Source organism: Budvicia diplopodorum, from assembly GCF_009800925.1.
Lineage (GTDB): Bacteria > Pseudomonadota > Gammaproteobacteria > Enterobacterales > Enterobacteriaceae > Budvicia > Budvicia diplopodorum.
On record NZ_WOYF01000006.1, the window covers coordinates 1 to 17,898 of the forward strand.

Annotated in this window: 15 protein-coding genes and 1 pseudogene; 7 read left to right on the forward strand and 9 right to left on the reverse strand. The window is 47.7% G+C overall.

The features are described 5' to 3' along the window. Positions 1-202, forward strand: a pseudogene (locus GVI43_RS07585) (IS4 family transposase); the annotation flags it as partial. Positions 203-254: 52 nt separating this feature from the next. Here the strand turns inward: GVI43_RS07585 and GVI43_RS07590 are convergent. Further along, positions 255-860 carry an FMN-dependent NADH-azoreductase gene (locus GVI43_RS07590; RefSeq protein WP_159566269.1) on the reverse strand — a complete coding sequence of 202 codons (606 nt, stop codon included), beginning with the start codon at positions 858-860 and terminating at the stop codon, positions 255-257. A 250-nt stretch (positions 861-1,110) separates the two neighbouring features. Here GVI43_RS07590 and hrpA point away from each other — a divergent pair, with 250 nt between their 5' ends. Continuing rightward, entirely contained in the window at positions 1,111-4,965 is a 3,855-nt protein-coding gene (gene hrpA, locus GVI43_RS07595) for an ATP-dependent RNA helicase HrpA (protein WP_425482135.1), read from the forward strand. Between the two features lie 80 nt (positions 4,966-5,045). Here the strand turns inward: hrpA and GVI43_RS07600 are convergent, their stop codons facing one another. The 3 genes from GVI43_RS07600 to GVI43_RS07610 all read right to left on the reverse strand — a co-directional run bounded on the left by GVI43_RS07600 (position 5,046) and on the right by GVI43_RS07610 (position 8,219). Then, entirely contained in the window at positions 5,046-6,443 is a 1,398-nt protein-coding gene (locus tag GVI43_RS07600; RefSeq protein WP_159566271.1) for an amino acid permease, read from the reverse strand. Positions 6,444-6,793: 350 nt separating this feature from the next. Next, on the reverse strand, positions 6,794-6,994 hold the full coding sequence (locus tag GVI43_RS07605; protein WP_159566272.1) for a 2-hydroxymuconate tautomerase family protein: 201 nt from the start codon (positions 6,992-6,994) through the stop codon (positions 6,794-6,796). A 514-nt stretch (positions 6,995-7,508) separates the two neighbouring features. Beyond that, a complete protein-coding gene (locus GVI43_RS07610; protein WP_159566273.1) occupies positions 7,509-8,219 on the reverse strand; it encodes an autoinducer binding domain-containing protein in 711 nt (236 codons plus the stop codon). 239 nt (positions 8,220-8,458) lie between these two features. Here GVI43_RS07610 and GVI43_RS07615 point away from each other — a divergent pair, with 239 nt between their 5' ends. Continuing rightward, entirely contained in the window at positions 8,459-8,887 is a 429-nt protein-coding gene (locus GVI43_RS07615; protein ID WP_159566274.1) for a DUF4902 domain-containing protein, read from the forward strand. Positions 8,888-8,981: 94 nt separating this feature from the next. Next, a complete protein-coding gene (locus GVI43_RS07620) occupies positions 8,982-9,539 on the forward strand; it encodes an acyl-homoserine-lactone synthase (RefSeq protein ID WP_159566275.1) in 558 nt (185 codons plus the stop codon). A gap of 88 nt (positions 9,540-9,627) precedes the next feature. On the opposite strand, the gene cobO is transcribed toward GVI43_RS07620, so the two are convergent. Then, positions 9,628-10,236 carry a cob(I)yrinic acid a,c-diamide adenosyltransferase gene (gene cobO / locus GVI43_RS07625; RefSeq protein ID WP_159566276.1) on the reverse strand — a complete coding sequence of 203 codons (609 nt, stop codon included), beginning with the start codon at positions 10,234-10,236 and terminating at the stop codon, positions 9,628-9,630. Between the two features lie 279 nt (positions 10,237-10,515). Between cobO and GVI43_RS07630 the strand changes: the two genes are divergently transcribed. From GVI43_RS07630 to GVI43_RS07640, 3 genes are all read left to right on the forward strand, one after another. Beyond that, positions 10,516-11,709 carry an amino acid aminotransferase gene (locus GVI43_RS07630; RefSeq protein ID WP_159566277.1) on the forward strand — a complete coding sequence of 398 codons (1,194 nt, stop codon included), beginning with the start codon at positions 10,516-10,518 and terminating at the stop codon, positions 11,707-11,709. Between the two features lie 104 nt (positions 11,710-11,813). Further along, positions 11,814-12,158, forward strand: a complete 345-nt coding sequence (yajD, locus tag GVI43_RS07635; RefSeq protein WP_159566278.1) for an HNH nuclease YajD — start codon at positions 11,814-11,816, stop codon at positions 12,156-12,158. A gap of 119 nt (positions 12,159-12,277) precedes the next feature. After that, positions 12,278-12,916: a glutathione S-transferase family protein gene (locus GVI43_RS07640; RefSeq protein ID WP_159566279.1), complete on the forward strand. Its 639-nt coding sequence runs from the start codon at positions 12,278-12,280 to the stop codon at positions 12,914-12,916. A gap of 86 nt (positions 12,917-13,002) precedes the next feature. On the opposite strand, the gene GVI43_RS07645 is transcribed toward GVI43_RS07640, so the two are convergent. The 4 genes from GVI43_RS07645 to torC all read right to left on the reverse strand — a co-directional run bounded on the left by GVI43_RS07645 (position 13,003) and on the right by torC (position 17,896). Further along, entirely contained in the window at positions 13,003-13,485 is a 483-nt protein-coding gene (locus tag GVI43_RS07645) for a hypothetical protein (protein WP_159566280.1), read from the reverse strand. A gap of 83 nt (positions 13,486-13,568) precedes the next feature. Further along, on the reverse strand, positions 13,569-14,192 hold the full coding sequence (gene torD, locus GVI43_RS07650; protein ID WP_159566281.1) for a molecular chaperone TorD: 624 nt from the start codon (positions 14,190-14,192) through the stop codon (positions 13,569-13,571). A 73-nt stretch (positions 14,193-14,265) separates the two neighbouring features. Beyond that, positions 14,266-16,749, reverse strand: coding sequence for a trimethylamine-N-oxide reductase TorA (torA, locus tag GVI43_RS07655; protein ID WP_159566282.1), 2,484 nt, complete (start codon positions 16,747-16,749; stop codon positions 14,266-14,268). A gap of 13 nt (positions 16,750-16,762) precedes the next feature. Further along, entirely contained in the window at positions 16,763-17,896 is a 1,134-nt protein-coding gene (gene torC / locus GVI43_RS07660) for a pentaheme c-type cytochrome TorC (protein ID WP_159566283.1), read from the reverse strand. Positions 17,897-17,898 lie beyond the last annotated feature (2 nt).

The following is a 17,898-nucleotide window of genomic DNA, read 5'->3' on the forward strand; positions in this document are numbered from 1 at the left end:
TGGGATGGTGATGCGGATGCTGATGACGTTACAGGGTGCGTCACCGGGCCGTATCCCTGAGTTGATGCGGGATCTGGAGAGTATGGGAAAAATGGTGAAGCTGCCGGTACGAAGAGAAAGGGCCTTTTCTAGAGTGGTGAAGGAAAGGCCGCATAAATATGGCAAAGCTAGGAACAAAAAAGCCAGTCAGTTGCTTAACTGACTGGCATTACCTGAAATTCAGGGGCCTTTTTTACGTTCAAGCAGCAAATATATTAAGCGCTAACGTGTTGCTGGATATGGGACTTGGCGTCATCCTGTGCTTTCTGAGCAACTTCAGGACCGTAAGCGATACCTTCTTGGAACACAAACTCAACGTCAGTGATACCGATAAAACCTAAGAATAGCTTCAAATACGGAGCGACTAAATCGGTAGGCGTGTCTTTATGGATACCGCCGCGGCTAGTCAGGATATAAACTTTCTTACCGGTGATCAAACCTTCAGGACCTTTTTCGGTGTAGCGGAAGGTAACGTCGGCACGAGCAATCAGGTCAAAATAGTTTTTAAGCTGGGTCGAAATATTAAAGTTATACATTGGCGCACCCATTACGATAACGTCAGTATTTTTTAACTCTTCAATCAGCGTATTAGACAGGTCCAGCGCGCTTTGCTGGCGTGGAGTCAGCTGTACGTCAGAAGGGCGCATGGCTCCAACTAACTCACCGTCTAACACCGGAATTGGGTTAGCTGCTAAATCGCGAACGGTAATAACGTCAGCCGGATGTTCTTGTTTCCACTGTTCTACAAAAAAATCAGCTAAGATATTCGATTGAGAATAATTAGACAGAATGCTTGATTTGATAACTAGAACTTTACTCATGATTGATTTCCTTGATTGTGTTGATCAATGACAGATTCTCCAATATTGAAAACATAATATTCACATTAAAATGAACTTGATAGTTTAATAATTAGACATGCTTATTCGATTATTTTGAATGAATGGGCAAATTGATGAATCAATTCAGATCTCAGGATTGTGGTAATATAGCGCTAATAGCAGTCAATAAATGAATAAGAATCCAGGATTGTAGATAGTGAAATCCCCGCTTGCCGGACTGTCCGGTCAAATTAGTCAACTGATGCTCCACGAGCAGCGGCGTTTATATCGTAACATAGAGAACGCCCGCAAAATAACTGACCAAGATAAACTACTAGCCGCCGTAGCCGAAATTCAGCGCGACCTTGATATAGGCATGCAGCGCGTTGCAACCCGCAGGGCGAGCTGCCCCAAAATCAGCTATCCGGAAAATTTACCGGTTAGTCAGAAAAAAGATGAGCTGCTGGCCGCCATTCGCGACCATCAGGTAGTGATTATTGCCGGCGAAACCGGGTCAGGTAAAACCACTCAGATCCCCAAAATATGTCTGGAGTTAGGGCGCGGAGTAAAAGGCATTATTGGCCATACTCAACCGCGGCGATTGGCTGCCAGATCGGTTGCCAGCCGTATAGCTGAAGAGCTGGACGTGACGTTGGGCAGCAGTATTGGCTATAAGGTTCGCTTTAACGATCGGATGGGTGAAAATACGCTGGTTAAGCTGATGACCGACGGTATTTTGCTGGCTGAAATTCAGCAAGACCGTTTCCTCAGCCGCTACGATACCATCATCATTGATGAAGCCCACGAGCGCAGCCTAAATATCGACTTTATTCTGGGCTATTTACGTCAACTGTTGCCAAAACGCCCGGATCTGAAAGTCATTATTACCTCCGCGACGATCGATCCTCAGCGCTTTTCCCGCCATTTTAACCAAGCGCCAATTATTGAAGTATCCGGTCGAACCTATCCGGTAGAAGTCCGCTATCGACCGATTGTTGATGATTCTGACGACGGTGACAGAGATCAACAGCAGGCTATTCTCGACGCGGTTGATGAGCTAATGCATGAGGCTCCCGGCGATATTCTGGTGTTTATGAGCGGGGAGCGAGAGATTCGCGATACCGCGGATGCGCTGAATAAGCAGGATCTGCCGCATACCGAAGTTCTGCCGCTGTATGCCCGCTTGTCGAATAGCGATCAAAATAAGGTTTTTCAGTCCCATACCGGGCGGCGCATTATTCTGGCGACTAACGTGGCCGAAACCTCACTCACCGTGCCGGGAATTAAATACGTTATCGATCCGGGCACCGCCCGTATTAGCCGCTATAGCTTCAGAACTAAGGTTCAGCGTTTACCGATCGAACCGGTTTCTCAGGCTTCGGCAAATCAGCGTAAAGGGCGCTGCGGCCGGGTTTCTGACGGCGTATGCATTCGTCTTTACGATGAGCAGGATTTCCTTTCCCGCCCTGAGTTTACCGATCCTGAAATATTGCGCACCAATCTGGCCTCGGTAATTTTGCAGATGACCGCAATCGGGCTGGGTGATATCGCCGCGTTTCCGTTCGTTGAGGCCCCGGATAAACGCAATATTCTCGACGGCGTTCGCCTGTTAGAAGAGCTGGGCGCAATGACTCAGCAAAGTAACGGGCAGAGTCGATTAACTGCGGTTGGCCGTCAGCTTGCTCAGTTGCCGATTGACCCGCGCCTGGCCCGAATGGTGATAGAAGGGCAAAAGAACGGCTGCGTGCGTGAGATGATGATTATTACCTCTGCGCTGTCGATTCAGGACCCGCGCGAACGCCCGTTGGAGAAACAGCAGGCGTCCGATGAGAAACACCGGCGATTTAGCGATAAAGATTCTGACTTTATTGCTTTTGTAAACCTATGGAATTATCTCAAAGAACAGCAAACCGAGCTCACTTCCGGTCAGTTTCGCAAGCTATGTAAAACCGACTTTCTCAACTATCTACGGGTTCGGGAATGGCAAGACGTTTACACCCAGCTACGGCAGGTAGTCAAAGAGCTGGGCTTTGCCGTTAACAGCATACCGGCCGATTTTCGCAGTATTCATATCGGGTTATTGTCGGGTTTGTTATCGCATATTGGTCAAAAAGACGTTGAGAATCATGAGTTTTCTGGTGCACGTAACGCCCGGTTCTCAATATTTCCGGCGTCAGGCCTGTTTAAAAAACCGCCTAAGTGGATCATGGTCGCTGAACTGGTTGAGACAACTCGCCTGTGGGGGCGCATTGCGGCACGCATCGACCCTGAATGGATTGAGCCGATGGCTCAGCACCTGATTAAACGCTCTTATAGCGAACCGCATTGGGAAAAATCGCAGGGTGCCGTCATCGCCAGCGAAAAGGTCACGCTGTTCGGGCTACCGATCGTGGCGGAGCGCAAGGTGAACTATGGCGCGATTGACCCTAAGGTCAGCCGTGAGCTGTTTATTCGGCATGCGCTGGTTGAAGGAGACTGGCAAACCCGCCATCCGTTCTTCAAGGCTAATTTACGCCTGCTTTCCGAAGTGGAAGAGCTAGAAAATAAATCTCGTCGCCGGGATATTCTGGTCGACGACGACACTCTGTTTGGCTTTTACGAGCAGCGTATTGGCGCAGAGGTTGTTTCTAGCCGCCATTTTGACGAATGGTGGAAGCAAACAGCCAAACGGCAGCCTGATTTACTGAACTTTGAGAAATCAATGTTGATTAAACAAGGTGCCGGTAACGTCAGTGAGCTGGACTACCCCAATAGCTGGCATCAGGGCAACGTTAAGCTGAAGGTTTCTTATCAGTTTGAGCCAGGAGCCGACGCCGATGGCGTAACGGTGCATATTCCGCTGCCCATACTTAATCAGGTACAGGAAGAGGGCTTTGACTGGCAAATTCCGGGATTACGCCGGGAGCTGATAATTGCATTGATTAAATCATTGCCTAAACCGATCCGGCGTAATTTTGTGCCAGCACCCAACTACGCGGAAGCTTTTCTGGAACGGGCAACGCCGTTTGAGATGAGTTTGCTGGATTCGCTGGAGCGTGAACTGCGCAGAATGACGGGCGTTACGGTGCTACGCGACAGCTGGCAAATGGATATGATTCCCGATCATCTGAAAATTACTTTCCGGGTCATTGATGATAAAGGCAAGACGCTGGCCGAAGGTAGCGATCTGCCGGCGCTGAAACAAAAGCTTAAAGGTCAGGTACAGGAAACGCTGTCCGCCGTGGCCGATGACGGCATTGAACAGCACGGTTTACAGGAATGGTCGTTTGGATCGCTGCCTGGTGTGTTTGAGCAAAAGCGCGGCGGTTATGCGGTGAAGGCTTATCCGGCGCTGATTGATGAAAAGAGCAGCGTAGGCATTCAGCTGTTCGAAACCGAGCAGGAACAGCAGCTGGCAATGTGGCAAGGTACCCGCCGATTGCTGCTACTGAACATTCCATCTCCGGTGAAGTACCTGCATGAGAAGCTGCCAAATAAAGCCAAGCTGGGGCTGTATTTTAATCCGTTCGGCAAAGTACTGGATCTGATTGATGACTGTATTGCCTGTGGCATAGATAAGCTGATTGCTGAGCACGGTGGTCCGGCATGGCAGGAGCAGGGGTTTAGCGATCTGCATGAGAAAATTCGCGCCGAACTCAATGAAACGGTAGTCGAAATTGCTCAGCAGGTGGAGCAAATTTTGACTACTGCTCATAACGTCAATAAGCGGCTTAAAGGGCGTTTAGACATGTCGCTGGCACTGGCTCTGTCCGATATTAAAGCTCAGCTAAATGGTTTGATTTATCCCGGTTTTGTCTGTCAAAGCGGCTGGAAACATCTGCCCGATATCTTGCGCTACCTGCAGGCCATTGAACGCAGAATGGAAAAGCTACCGATAGACCCACACCGCGATCGGGCCCATATGCTTAAGGTTGAGAACGTACAGAAAAGCTATCAGCAACTGGTGAATAAGCTACCGCCTCATAAGCCGGTATCCCCTGAAATTACAGATATTCGCTGGATGATAGAAGAACTGAGGGTGAGCTTTTTTGCTCAGCAGCTTGGAACGCCATATCCCATTTCAGAGAAACGGATTTCGCAGGCCATAGAGCAGGTGACGGTGTAACTAATAGCCTTGTGCGGCCAGTAGTAATCGAGGACTAATAACGCTTCCGGCGGTTAACAACCGGGAGCGTTATTTTTTGCTTAGATCTTAACGGTCATCCAGACGGCGGGAACCATCAGAATAAACAGCGAAAGGATGACCGCCCGTTCCGCAATATTGAAGGTCTTTTTCTTATCCACCGTGCTATAGCGAGCATACAGGAAAACTAAAATGCCCGGAACGTATAACATGACCGACATAAACAGGTTATCTAAGCCCGATGCATAGATAAGCCACAGGCCATAAATACTGGCTCCGGCGGCGGCAAAGCATAAGCGAGAATTCCGGCGCTTAATGGCCTCTTTTAATAGGAATGCACCCACCAGAAAATAGGGAATCAGGATCATTTCAGAGGCAATAATCAGCAGCGTATTGTAATTGCTGCCGGTCAGCCAAATTAGCAGCAGGCTAATCTGTATGGTGCCATTGGTCAGCCACAGAGACGACGATGACGCCCCTTTGGCATTTTGGTAACTAAAAATTCGAGGAAAAGCGCCGTGCTGAGCGGCCAGAAACGGGACTTCTGCCGCCATAATTGTCCAGCTCAGGTAGGCTGCGCTGACGGAAATAATTAGCCCGGCGGCAATAACAATTTCGCCCCACGGGCCCATCATCATAACCATTACGCCCGACATCGACGGGTTACGCATTTCAGCCAGTTCAGTACGCGGCACCACGCCCAGTGCCAGCAGCGTGATCAGTAAATAAACCACCAGCGCCATCAGCACCGCCAAAACCGTTGCGCGGCCTACGTCTGATTTATTCCGTGCCCGGCTAGAAACCACAACTGCACCTTCAATGCCGATAAACACCCACAGCGTAATTAGCATGGTACTTTTTACCTGCTGCCATAGGGGGGTGCCCAATTCTACACCGGTAAAGTCGAGCTTAAAGGTGTCTATTTTGAATATTAATAAGGCTAGAATGATAAACAGTACGATGGGCAACAGCTTGGCGAGCGTTGCTATCAGGTTGATTAATGCCGCAGTCTGTACGCCGCGCAGAATCAGGCTATGAACGGTCCACAGTAAAATGGAGGCGCCGACCATTGCCTGCCAGGTGTTGCCTTCACCAAAAATAACGTTGCCCGGTGAATCGGTAAAAAAGCTTAATGCCGCAAAAACAATCACCAGATAAGACAGATTGGCGACAACGGCGCAAACCCAATATCCCCAGGCCGAACAAAAGCCAATCAGCTCACCAAAACCCTCTTTAGCATAGGTAAAAATGCCGCCTTCCAGATCGGGGCGAATTCGGGTAAGCGTCAAGAGTGCAAAGGCCAGAAACAGGATTCCGGTTCCGGTTATCGCCCAACCAATTAATAGTGCAGCAGGGCTGGCGACTTCAGCCATATTTTGCGGGAGACTAAATATACCGGCTCCCAGCATGGAGCTTAATACCAGCGCGGTTAGCGTAGTAAGGCCGAGTTTTTTTTCCAACGTCAGATTCCTGAGAAAGCGGATGATACTTGATGGCTGGTTAGCCGTTATAAGCGGTCTTATGGCGTTTAATATACGGGTATAAGAAGCAGGCGCTGATTTTACGGAGCAGTGCAGTGGGTTGCAATGAGTAATTATGCGAAAAGGAGAAAAAAGCATGCAGTTCGCGGCGGGGGATGCTGTGATTTATTGTTACGTCAGGCGTAGCTGAGTTTCCACGCCTGATGTGAGATAGCGTAATAATATAATATTATTGCGTTTATCAACGGCCAGATGGTTCAACTTCCATAAGGCGTATTGAAGGTTTTTTCCAACGGTAAACGGTCAACAAGATTGATACCGCTGATTGGCTATTTTGTCTTTCTTAATTCAGTTACCGGCACGCCGCCAATTCCCCAGTTATCGGTTTCTACTTCATCAATAACAACCACCGTTGTAGCCGGGTTTTTATTCAGCACCTTGACTAACAGTTCCGTGACGCCCTCAATTAAGCGTTTTTTTTGCTCGGCAGTTGCCCCTTCATTGGTAATCTTAATGTTGACATAAGGCATGGTTTGCTCCTCAGCATGATGACTAAAAACTAAATGAATAAAGCCAAATTATGGTCGTATCGGGTCGTATTATCCATTTAATGTCAGCCTAAGTTGAGATGGTCGCCAATTCTTAGGCAAACAAAAGTTTACTGACTTATTTTATTACATTATATCAATCATATTGCATGATACTGATTTCTATGTAGGAAAGGGCGTCATGGGCAGCATTTAATATTGAATTATTGTCTTAATAACCTATGCTTTTATTCAATGATATAGCCAATTTCTTATGATTAAATCAGCGTTAGGACCTTTAGAATCAGGCTCTACAATATTTATACTAAAAACAGTCTGGCCGATTTCATTTATCAAACATAATTGGGATAGGCGTTGGAGTTGATTTAATTCGATCTTATCGATCGTTATTTTGGTATAACTAAAAATATTATGCTGAAAATCATATTGAATTGAAGAAGACTTAATAAGTCTGTCGGTATTTCAACAGAAATTATATTATGCCGGCTAGCGTGTTTTAGAGCAGGTTAAGCATCATTGCTTTTACCGTTGCCGCCGTTTTATTGGAAGCGGATAGCTTTTTCAACACGTTATTTATGTGAAAATTGACCGTACGGTCGCTGATAGACATCAGAATAGAGATTTCATTCGACGTTTTACCTTCAGCCGTCCAGCGGAGAATATCGATTTCCCGCTTGGTTAATTTATGCTCAGTTTCAATAGGTTCCAGCGGCATCATTTTATCGGCCAAACCGGTATGTGCCAGCTGTGATAACCAAATCAGAGAAGGGGCCTGTAGTATCAGCGTTTTTTGGGTCAGTTCAGGATTATCGCTGGCAAAGGTTAGCATGCTGATACGGCCATTCTCATCCTTTTGTGATTGAGATATTCCCTGTTTGATACCAAAAGAGCGGGCTTCCTCCCAAAAGTAAGGCGCTTCTCTGAATACGTCGTCGGCCCAGAATAAGGCTTGAGTTGAACGTAATCCGTGTTTGACGGTAGGATCTATTTCCAGATAGTTGTTATCAACGTAGGTTTGATTCCAATCTTCTGGGTAGTTATTAATGACGTAAGTCTTATGTGATGAGATGGGATAAATGGACCTAATGCCATAAGCGCAATATTCAAAACCTAAACTATGGACCGCGGTTTGTAATGCAGTAAAAAATGCGTCCTTATCCTTGGTTTTTGATAAATTTTCATAGGTCTTGTAGAGATTAATTTTCAAAATCCTTCCTTTGACATCAATAAACTCATACGGGAAATTAGATATAGATAAATATTATATGGTGATTCTTTGCAACCATATAGCCATATAAACTAAACTCAGCTAATTAATTGGTTAATTAATCTGCGTTATAGGCAATTTAAGTTAGCTATTATACTAATAGCTTAGCGGAAAGCTGTAAATGAATTAAGTAATGAATATTGGTCGATAATGATAAATCGGACAAAATAGGGGATGAAATGCAAGATAAAAAAAATATCTGTAAAAAAAATACTGATGGAAATACGTTTTTAAAGCAAGACTTTCGTATCAATATTAGCGCCGATTTTTTTAGAGATCTTGAGCTGGTTCACCTCTATTCGGCGGCGTACGAAGAGCCAAGAAGTACGCACTTTAGTGGCGGGATTGAGACGGTAATAAATGGCTATACTGAATGGGTAAGTGAAAGTTCCCCTATTGTATCAATTGGTTGGGATTGGGAGCTGCGCTATGAAAATTCGATATGCCGTTATGTAAAGACCGGCCCTGCATTCACCAATATTGCCTTTCTGCTTGATGAATATGAAGGTCTTACAGAGGATGAAGAGGTTTATACTCAGATGCTAATTGATCATAAAATCAGCCTGATTGGTTGGGAGAGTAAAATTCTTCAGAATATCACCCGGTAAAGCCCATTTATAGCTGGTAGATCTGTCAGGTTACTATCTGTAATCCAATGTTATTAATATATTTTTACCTATTAATAACGCAGGAATACAGAATATGGAATTTATATCAGGATCTACGCATGACCTACCCAATGGATTAGAAAATGAGCTGGCAGTTTATCGCTATAAAGTGTTTGTCGAGAAGCTTGGTTGGGAGTTAGACACCCCGAAAGGGTACGAAAGAGATCAGTTTGATAAACCTGATACGGTGTATGTTGTAGCAAGAAATAGCGATAAAGAGATTATTGGCTGCTCTAGGCTATTGCCAACCGTTGAACCCTATCTATTAAGCGAAGTGTTTCCTCATTTATTGAACGGCAATCCGCCGCCTCGTTCGCCAACAGTCTGGGAAATATCACGGTTTTCCGCTCTGGATTTAAATGCATCAAGTCTGGAAAAGCAAAAAGGAAGCCTTTCATCAGTTGTTGCCGCTGGCTTACTGAAAGAATCAATTAATTATCTGGCCAGATACAATATCACCACCATAGTTACGGTGTCACCGTTGGCCGTAGAACGACTTATTAAAGGCCTCGGCTACAAAGTACATCGTGGTGGACCACCGGTGCTGGTTGACGGTCATCCGGTGATTGCCTGCATTATCGATCTGGCATAACGTGGATTTTTAACATCGTATCGGTAGTATCCATAGTCAGTAATCTAAGTAACCGCTTTAGATTACTGACTATTTTTACCCTGTCTGCCTACCAATCAATACCTTGTCTCGCCTGAATTCCCGCTTCGAAAGCATGCTTTACCGGCCTTAACTCACTGACGGTATCGGCCATTTCAATTAATTCACGATGACATGCCCGGCCGGTAATAATCACGGTCTGATCGGTCGGACGCCGGTTTAATGCATCAATGACTTCATCTAACTCAATATAGCCATAGGTCAGCATATAGGTCAGTTCGTCCAATACCACTAGGCTAAGTGACTCATCGGCCAACATGCGTTTACCGTGTTGCCATACCGCCTGAGCGGCCAGCGTATCGGCCGCTTTATTTTGGGTATCCCAAGTGAATCCGGTTGCCATAACCTGAAACTCAACCCCGTGCTGGGCGAGTAAATTACGTTCACCGCATTCCCAAGTGCCTTTAATAAACTGTATCACGGCGGCTGTTTGCCCGTGTCCAACCGCCCGTGCGATGGTCCCGAATGCGGCGGTACTTTTGCCTTTACCGTTTCCGGTGAATATCAGCAATAATCCGCGGCTTTCCGTTGCCGCTGCGACCTGTCGATCAATGTGTTCTTTTAAGCGCCGTTGGCGTTGCTGATAACGACTATGGGTAGCGTCCGTTGGAGTTGCCATGACAATGCGCTTCTTTTGATAATGCGAAGTGATAAGGGTAGCAATTTGTGTTATCAATTATCCAGCACTATTGCCACAGGAAGCGACTGACCCATTTTTTATCGCTATGTTGTACATATCGCTTTGTTATCAGTTCAATTTTTGTAGTATTAGACAGTTATGTATTAAAGTAGCCTGAATAGACACTCTTCGGATACAACAGTCACGGCGATGATGACGTTAAGCGTTTGGCAGCCAGCGTCGCAGTCAATAAGAAATAGTTAATTTAAGGGGTAGGGAATGTTTGAACACGTGAATGCATATGGCGGTGATCCGATCCTTTCACTTATGGAAGATTTTGGTAAAGACCCGCGTGATAATAAAGTCAATTTGAGTATTGGCCTTTATTACGATGAACAAGGGCGGATCCCTATCCTGAAATCGGTGGCTGAAGCTAAAGAGCGCCTGTTTAAAACTAACCACGATCCTTTAGTTTATTTGCCAATGGAAGGTCTGGCTTCATACCGTTCTGTCACTCAGAGATTATTGTTGGGTGATGAAAGTTCGGCTTTGGCAGAGAACCGCGTGGCAACCATACAAACCCTAGGCGGATCAGGAGCGCTTAAAGTCGGCGCTGATTTTCTGAAAATCTATTTTCCCGATTCTCAAATATGGGTCAGCAATCCGACCTGGGATAACCACGTAGCCATTTTTGAAGGGGCGGGGATCAAAGTTAACCGTTACCCTTACTTCGACAGTGAAACCAAAGGCGTCGCTTTTGAACTGATGTTAGCTACGCTGAAAAAGTTGCCGGCTAACAGCATCGTTTTACTGCATCCGTGTTGCCATAATCCAACCGGTGCCGATCTGGTGCCTGAACAGTGGGACAAAGTCATTGAAGTTCTGGCCGAGCGCCAACTTATTGCCTTTATGGATATCGCGTATCAGGGCTTTAGCCACGGTCTGGCTCAGGATGCCTATGTAATCAGAGCGGTAGCTGCGGCCGGTTTGCCTTGTTTACTTTCCAATTCATATTCCAAAAACTTTTCTATTTATGGCGAGCGCTGCGGCGGGTTGTCGGTGTTTTGTAATAATGCCGATGAAGCGGCCAGAGTTTTGGGCCAGCTAAAGGCAACGGTGCGTCGTAACTACTCCAGCCCACCGATTCACGGTGCGCAAATTGTTTCACTGGTGCTGTCCGATCCCCTGCTAAGAACCACATGGGAAGCCGAAGTTGAAGAGATGCGCCTGCGTATTTTGAAAATGCGTAAGCAAATGGTTGAAGTGATGAGTAAGGCGCTGCCGGATAAGGACCCAAGCTTCTTAGTCAAGCAAACCGGTATGTTCAGCTACACCGGATTAACGCCGGATCAGGTGGCTCGGCTACGCAATGAGTTTGCTATCTATTTAGTAATGAATGGCCGTATGTGTTTGACCGGGCTTAACGATAGTAACGTTGAGCGCGTTGCTGAAGCGTTTGCCGCCGTACAGTGATAGCGCAGAGGTGATTTGCCGTTTAGCGGCCTGACGACTTTATCAGGCCGCCGTTTTGCCCTATGTCATAGGGCTTGTTAAACCGATTAACTTTAGGATTTGCGATGGCTTATATACCAAAAAACTACGTCAGGCTTGAGAGTGGCTATAGAGAAAAAGCGCTGAAATTATTTCCGTGGGTATGCGGTAAGTGTTCGCGAGAGTTTGTCTATTCCAACCTACGTGAACTGACGGTTCACCATATCGATCACGACCACGGGAATAATCCGGAAGACGGAAGTAACTGGGAGATGCTTTGCCTGTTTTGCCATGACCATGAGCACTCGAAATATACCGAAGCTGATTTGTACGGTTCGACGGTAATTGCCGGTGAAGATGCCCAAAAAGATCAGGGGTTAGCCACCCATAATCCGTTTGCCGACTTAAAGGCAATGATGAATAAAAAGTAATGTAACCCACGATTTCCTCTGAATACGGGCTGCGCAGGGCGAACGTCTGATGCGATTAATGTTAGTCACAGTGTCACTAAATGCCCCCAGGACGATTCACCAATATATCGGAGCCATTAATGGAAAAGCCGTTACATATTTTAGGTCCGCAGTTTAGTACGTTTGTGCGCAGCGTTCAGCTTTGTTGTGAAGAGAAAGGGATAAGCTATACCCTTGGTACCACCTTTGGCGAACAAACGGTAAGCTTTGGTGACGGAAGCCTGTTTGAGTTTCACCCGTTTGGCAAAGCGCCGGTAGTGATTCATAACGACCGGCGTTTGTTTGAAACAGCGTCAATTTGCCGCTATCTGGATACCGCCTTCGACGGCGTTGATTTACAGCCGGGTTCGGCTCTCGAACGGGCCGACGTTGACCAGTGGGCCAGCGGTCTGTCTTTATACGTAGACCGTGTTTTGGTGCGTAGCTATTTGTTAGAGTTTGCGTTTCCAAAAGGGGCCGATGGCAACGTTAATGCCGCGGCGGTGCAGGCAGCCGAGCCTGAAGTGATTAAGCTGTTAGGGTTGCTGGATAAAGAGCTAGGGGCTAAGCCGTTTTTCAGAACCGAGCATTTTACCATTGCCGATGCGATCCTTATCCCGATGCTTGACTATCTTGAGAAGCTACCGCATTCCGCCAGACTGTTTGCAGAACAACGGTATTTATTGCCTTACTTAAACCGCATTCGCCAGCGCCCGTCGGCTAACGTGGTATTGGGGTAAGCTATGCTGAGCGCGAACGGGCAAAGGTTTTTTATCCTATCGCCCGCGCCACTAATAGCGGCCGTTAATAATCTGACCCGAGTTGATTAAACTGCCGTTCTTTTTTTGAGTAAATCATAAATCTCAGCAAAGGTTTTATCGTTCTTCAGCATGCTTCTTAAAATCATAAACTTCCCGTGCGTCGTGGTTATCTGTAGGGCCTCGTTATGCTGGGAATTCACTCGCTGTAGCTGCTGAATGTCGTCATATTTTATTACGGCGGTTTTGTTACGCAGCGTGCTGGTCGGGTAGCTAACCGCGTCTGCAGAAAAAACAACGTTCTGGCGGGGAAGAAAGCTGATAACCAGCACCGTCAATGACATCAATGCCAGTAAGATAAATATTGCCACCACCACAATTAGCAGGCTTTTAGTTTGCCCGGCGGTGAGCGTTATTAATTTGCCAACGGCCAATTCACTCTCAGCGGTGCCTATTCGGTTGATGGTGAAGTTGGCGAGCCCGCCAAAGAAGCAGGCAACCATCAGGACGAAAAATCGGTTTATTTTGTAGGAGTACTTCACCACGTCCATTATTTTATTCTCTATTTTTCGGATAAAAGCGACCGGCAGTATAACCCGTTAGCGGGAATAAATCAGTCGCTTCTCTCAGGAGCTTATTGGCACGGTGCCTCTAAGCTTACCCATTCGTCTAATAGGATGATGTCCTGTTGAATAAAGGCCACCAGTAAAGATGACAGTGATGAATAGAATCCAAATTTGTCCTGCTGTTGGCAACGCCGTTCGAACAGGGGCAGCCAGTTGAGTAACCGTTGCTGAATAAAGTTTAGCTGAGCCAGTGGTGGTTCAGTGGTGATGAGCGTTGCCAGCACTTCTAGTTGAATCGCCAGATGATCGGGGGGCTCGTTTTGGCTACAGGTATAGCCGATGTAGCGTAAATATTCCCACATGGCTAAACGGCTATCCTGCGGCGTGTTTGGCGGATAGTAACCGGCGTACAACAATACGCCCTCCGGTGGCGGCATTAAAAATAGGGTGCCATAGTCAGCGGCCAGCTCGAGCTGATTATCCAGTCGCTTGAGGGCTTGGTTAAGAAAACCTTGAAACTGACTAACGGGCTGCTCTAACGGCGGGGTCAGTTTCAGCGCGAGTAAATGCTGAACCGTTGACGGCTGTTGCAATACGTCGATTTGCTCTTGCTTTAGTTCCTGAGCAAAGAAAACGGAGAACCAGCGGTATATTTCAGCCCGCTGTCGGGATATCTGGTCAATAGAAGGCATAGTAAGACCTGTGATGTGGTAGTCGTTAGATAAACTCAACGGGCTATTCGGCTTATCAGCCCGTTGCTAAAGACTATTGGGTAACGGTTTCTGGGCCATGAAATCCCGTTGGTGCCGGAATATTACCGGTAAAACGCTCAATCTGAACCAGTGCCGTATGGGCCGATGGCCCCTGAGCAAGCTGTGACGTACCGATATCGGCGCTTAACACGTTAGGATCGCCATAGGTACAGAGCGTACCGCTTTTTCCACCTTCCAGCGGGGAGTACCAGGCACCTTCCTGAATGCGGATAACGCCGGCCGGATAGTCTTTACTGATAACGACGCCGGACAGTATCTGCCCGCGATCGTTATACACCCTGACGATATCACCGTTACTCAGCTTTCTGGCTTCGGCATCGGTAGGGTTGATATACACCGGTTCGCGCCCGTTAACGGTGTAAGTCTCTCTTAAGCTAGTGCTGGAGCATAGCTGAGAGTGGAGCCGTTTATCCGGATGACAGGATTGCAAATGTAGCGGGTATTTATCTGAACCGGTGCCGCCCTGACTGCGCTCAAACGGTTCAATCCACACCGGGTGACCCGGGCAGTCGGCATACTGAAAACCGGCGATGGTTTTACTATAGATTTCAATTAATCCGGAAGGCGTACCCAGCGGGTTAAGATCCGGCGAGTCGCGGAAATCACCGTGGCGGACCCACGGCGTTCCGGCCGGATATTCAAAGTAGCCGTCACCCTGCCAGAAGGTATCAAAATCAGGCATTGCGATATTTTGCTGTTGAGCCTGCTTTCTGCCGTCTTCGTAGATTTTTTTTATCCACTGGCCGGTAGTCAGTTTCTCGGTGTACACCTCGTCTCGGCCAAAGCGTTTACACAAATCGGTGAAAATCGCGATATCGTCACGGGCTTCAAACTGGGGCTTAACCACCTGTCGGATAGCCATGAGCCCTTTATTCGAATGGGTTCCATACTGTTCAATATCGTCACGCTCGTAGCGGGTTGTTACCGGCAGAACGATATCGGCAAACCGGCACGAGGCGGTCCATTGATGGTCGAGAACCACCACGGTTTCGAATTTTTTCCACGCTTCGATCATTTTGTTCCGGTCTTGTTGAGCATGGTAAGGGTTGGAGGCGGTAAAGATCCCCATTTTAATCTCGGGTAAGGTCAGCGTTTCGCCGTTAAACGCCATGGTTTTACCCGGTGATAACAGGCAATCAATAAAGCGAGAAAGCGGTACGTGCGGCGATGCGCCGCGAAAGTCGACCGTATGAATCGGAGCCGGTGGATTAGACAGACTGCCAAAGCCGGATAACACTGGGCCTTTAGAGGTAACGGTTCCGCCGCCGTTGTAGTGCCAGCCAAACCCAACGCCGCCGCCGGGTAAACCAATTTGGCCCAGCATGGTGGCCAGCACTACCAGCATCCATGGATATTGTTCCCCATGATGCATGCGCTGAACGCACCATCCGCCCATAAACTGGGTGCGTCCTTTGGCCAATACTCGGGCAAAGTCGCGAATGCCGTTAGCGTCTATGCCACAAATTTTTGCAGCCCATTCCGCATCTTTAGGCTGTTTGTCCGCGGTACCAAGCAGGTAGGGCAGAAAGGCCTCAAAACCGACGCTGTAGTCTTTCACAAAGGTTTTGTCGTACAGATTTTCCTGATACAGCGTATGGGCAATAGCCAGCATCAGCGGTAAATCGGTTTGTGGATTGAGAGCCAGTTGTTCACCGGCCAGATAGTTTTGTGATTTATTGATCACCGGGTCTACGCTAATAACGCGCATTTTACCTTGCGCTACCCGCAGTTTTATTTCAGCCCAATAGCCAAAAGCGTCATGGTCGGGTACCAAATATTCGATTTGTAGATTTTTTATCGGATCGCAACCCCACAAAACGATGGTATTGGTATTTTCGATCACCAGCGGCAGGGAGGTTTGCTGCTCGTAGACCTCTAATGACCCAATAACGTGAGGAAGAATCACCTGAGCGGCGGCGGCTGAATAGTCGCCAACCGTAGTGACATAGCCGCCGTGCAGGCTCAACGCTCGATCGAGTACGCCACCGGCTTTATGCAATTTCCCCACCATTTGCCAATCGGCCAGCCCGGTAAACAGGCCGGAAGAACCGTAGGTTTTTTGCACCCGCTCGAGTTCCTGATAAAACAGGTCTATCGCCTTGTCCCAACTGACTCGGACAAAACGGTTATCACCGCGCTGGCTACGGTCTGACTGATGGCCCTTACGCAACCAGTCAAGGCGAACCATCGGGTAACGAACGCGGGACGGATTATAGACAATCTCTTTGAGCCCCTGAAGCATGTCACAGGGGTATTTATCCAGTTTGAAAGGGCGAGTTTCTACCCATTCGCCGTTAACCACTTTGGCCTCAAAAGCACCGAAGTGGGAGCCAGACTGGATCCAACTGGTCGCGCTGCTTTCTGCTGCCCAAGCTTTACGGGTTAATAGCCCCGGGGTGATAAAGCTCACCGCGGATACGGCCATAATTCCGGTCAGAAAGCGTCGTCTTGAATGGCTAAAACAATTGATATCCATAATTATTCCTTAATTAATTTGGCTGATTTGGTATATCGCTGGCATGAGTTTGTAAATATTTCAGTAAGCGAAACTCTTCCTGTTTTTCTAACCGGTAGTAGGTCGACATGGCTTTCAGGCCAGCAATCCAGCCGTTCGCGTTGTAACGCGAGGTGGGTGGTGCGCTGTGGCATGAGCTACAGGTTGCCTGCAACATATCGCTGGCGTTTTGCCACACGGGTTCCAGTGAGTTGGTAAAACCGCTGCCGCTGGTCCATACCGTGATGCTGATCTGTTGCCAGTCTTGGTGAGAAACCGGATCGGTCTGCTGTTGCAATACTTTGACGTTTTGTTGAAGCGTGTCGTCTAGCACGGCGGTAAATATGCGTTTTCCCGGATATTGGGTAATGACCCGACCTCGCCCCTGAACCTCGCGCCAGCCGGTAATTTCGATTTGTAATTGGTCTTGGTCGCTGCTCAGAACTTTCACCTGTGAAGCGGGCATCAGTTTGGCGCTACCGGCTTTGCCCGATTGGGTGGCGGTAATGGGTTTCTCTATCAGGGTATAAAGCTCTGATTGCTCAGGCGGCTTGGCGGCCTGCTGTTCTAACTGGCTAAAGATTTTGCGAAAGTTACCGGACATATCCGGCAGGTGGTGCGCGATTCCTTTGTGACAGCTTATGCAGTTGCCGTTGTCTAACGCGGCCTTGGTCATCTGCTCTGACGCCTGAGGCGATTGTTTGGCGTGATCCATTGCGTTGTAGCTATGGCAAGACTTACAGGCGGCTGAACCATTTGAGGTCATCCGGTCCCATTCGCGTTTTGCCAGAGTTTCGCGCCGCTGTTCGAATTTTTCCGGTGTATCTATAGTGGGTGAGACATATTCATGATATAGCTCGCTAAGGGCTTGGGCTTTGCGGATCAGGGTAGGGATAATGCCCGGCGAAATATGACAATCGACACATTCCGCCCTGACGCCGGACGCATTTTTAAAATGGATGCTTTGTTGATATTCCACGCCTACCGTCTTCATTGAATGGCAGGAAAGGCAAAATTCGGTGGTACTGGTGTGGCGAACGCCTTGATAGCCAGCGGCAATAACGATCAGCATAGCTAAGGCACCGGCAAGCATCAGTCCCCATTTCTTTTTATTTCGCCACAAAGACATGT

What these genes read in the sequence shown, in the direction of transcription:
- GVI43_RS07590 (WP_159566269.1), bottom strand. Translation starts at nt 860, where the DNA reads ATGAGTAAAGTTCTAGTTATCAAATCAAGCATTCTGTCTAATTATTCT.
- GVI43_RS07605 (WP_159566272.1), bottom strand. Translation starts at nt 6,994, where the DNA reads ATGCCTTATGTCAACATTAAGATTACCAATGAAGGGGCAACTGCCGAG.
- GVI43_RS07615 (WP_159566274.1), top strand. Translation starts at nt 8,459, where the DNA reads ATGCAAGATAAAAAAAATATCTGTAAAAAAAATACTGATGGAAATACG.
- GVI43_RS07620 (WP_159566275.1), top strand. Translation starts at nt 8,982, where the DNA reads ATGGAATTTATATCAGGATCTACGCATGACCTACCCAATGGATTAGAA.
- cobO (WP_159566276.1), bottom strand. Translation starts at nt 10,236, where the DNA reads ATGGCAACTCCAACGGACGCTACCCATAGTCGTTATCAGCAACGCCAA.
- GVI43_RS07630 (WP_159566277.1), top strand. Translation starts at nt 10,516, where the DNA reads ATGTTTGAACACGTGAATGCATATGGCGGTGATCCGATCCTTTCACTT.
- yajD (WP_159566278.1), top strand. Translation starts at nt 11,814, where the DNA reads ATGGCTTATATACCAAAAAACTACGTCAGGCTTGAGAGTGGCTATAGA.
- GVI43_RS07640 (WP_159566279.1), top strand. Translation starts at nt 12,278, where the DNA reads ATGGAAAAGCCGTTACATATTTTAGGTCCGCAGTTTAGTACGTTTGTG.
- GVI43_RS07645 (WP_159566280.1), bottom strand. Translation starts at nt 13,485, where the DNA reads ATGGACGTGGTGAAGTACTCCTACAAAATAAACCGATTTTTCGTCCTG.
- torD (WP_159566281.1), bottom strand. Translation starts at nt 14,192, where the DNA reads ATGCCTTCTATTGACCAGATATCCCGACAGCGGGCTGAAATATACCGC.
- torA (WP_159566282.1), bottom strand. Translation starts at nt 16,749, where the DNA reads ATGGATATCAATTGTTTTAGCCATTCAAGACGACGCTTTCTGACCGGA.
- torC (WP_159566283.1), bottom strand. Translation starts at nt 17,896, where the DNA reads ATGTCTTTGTGGCGAAATAAAAAGAAATGGGGACTGATGCTTGCCGGT.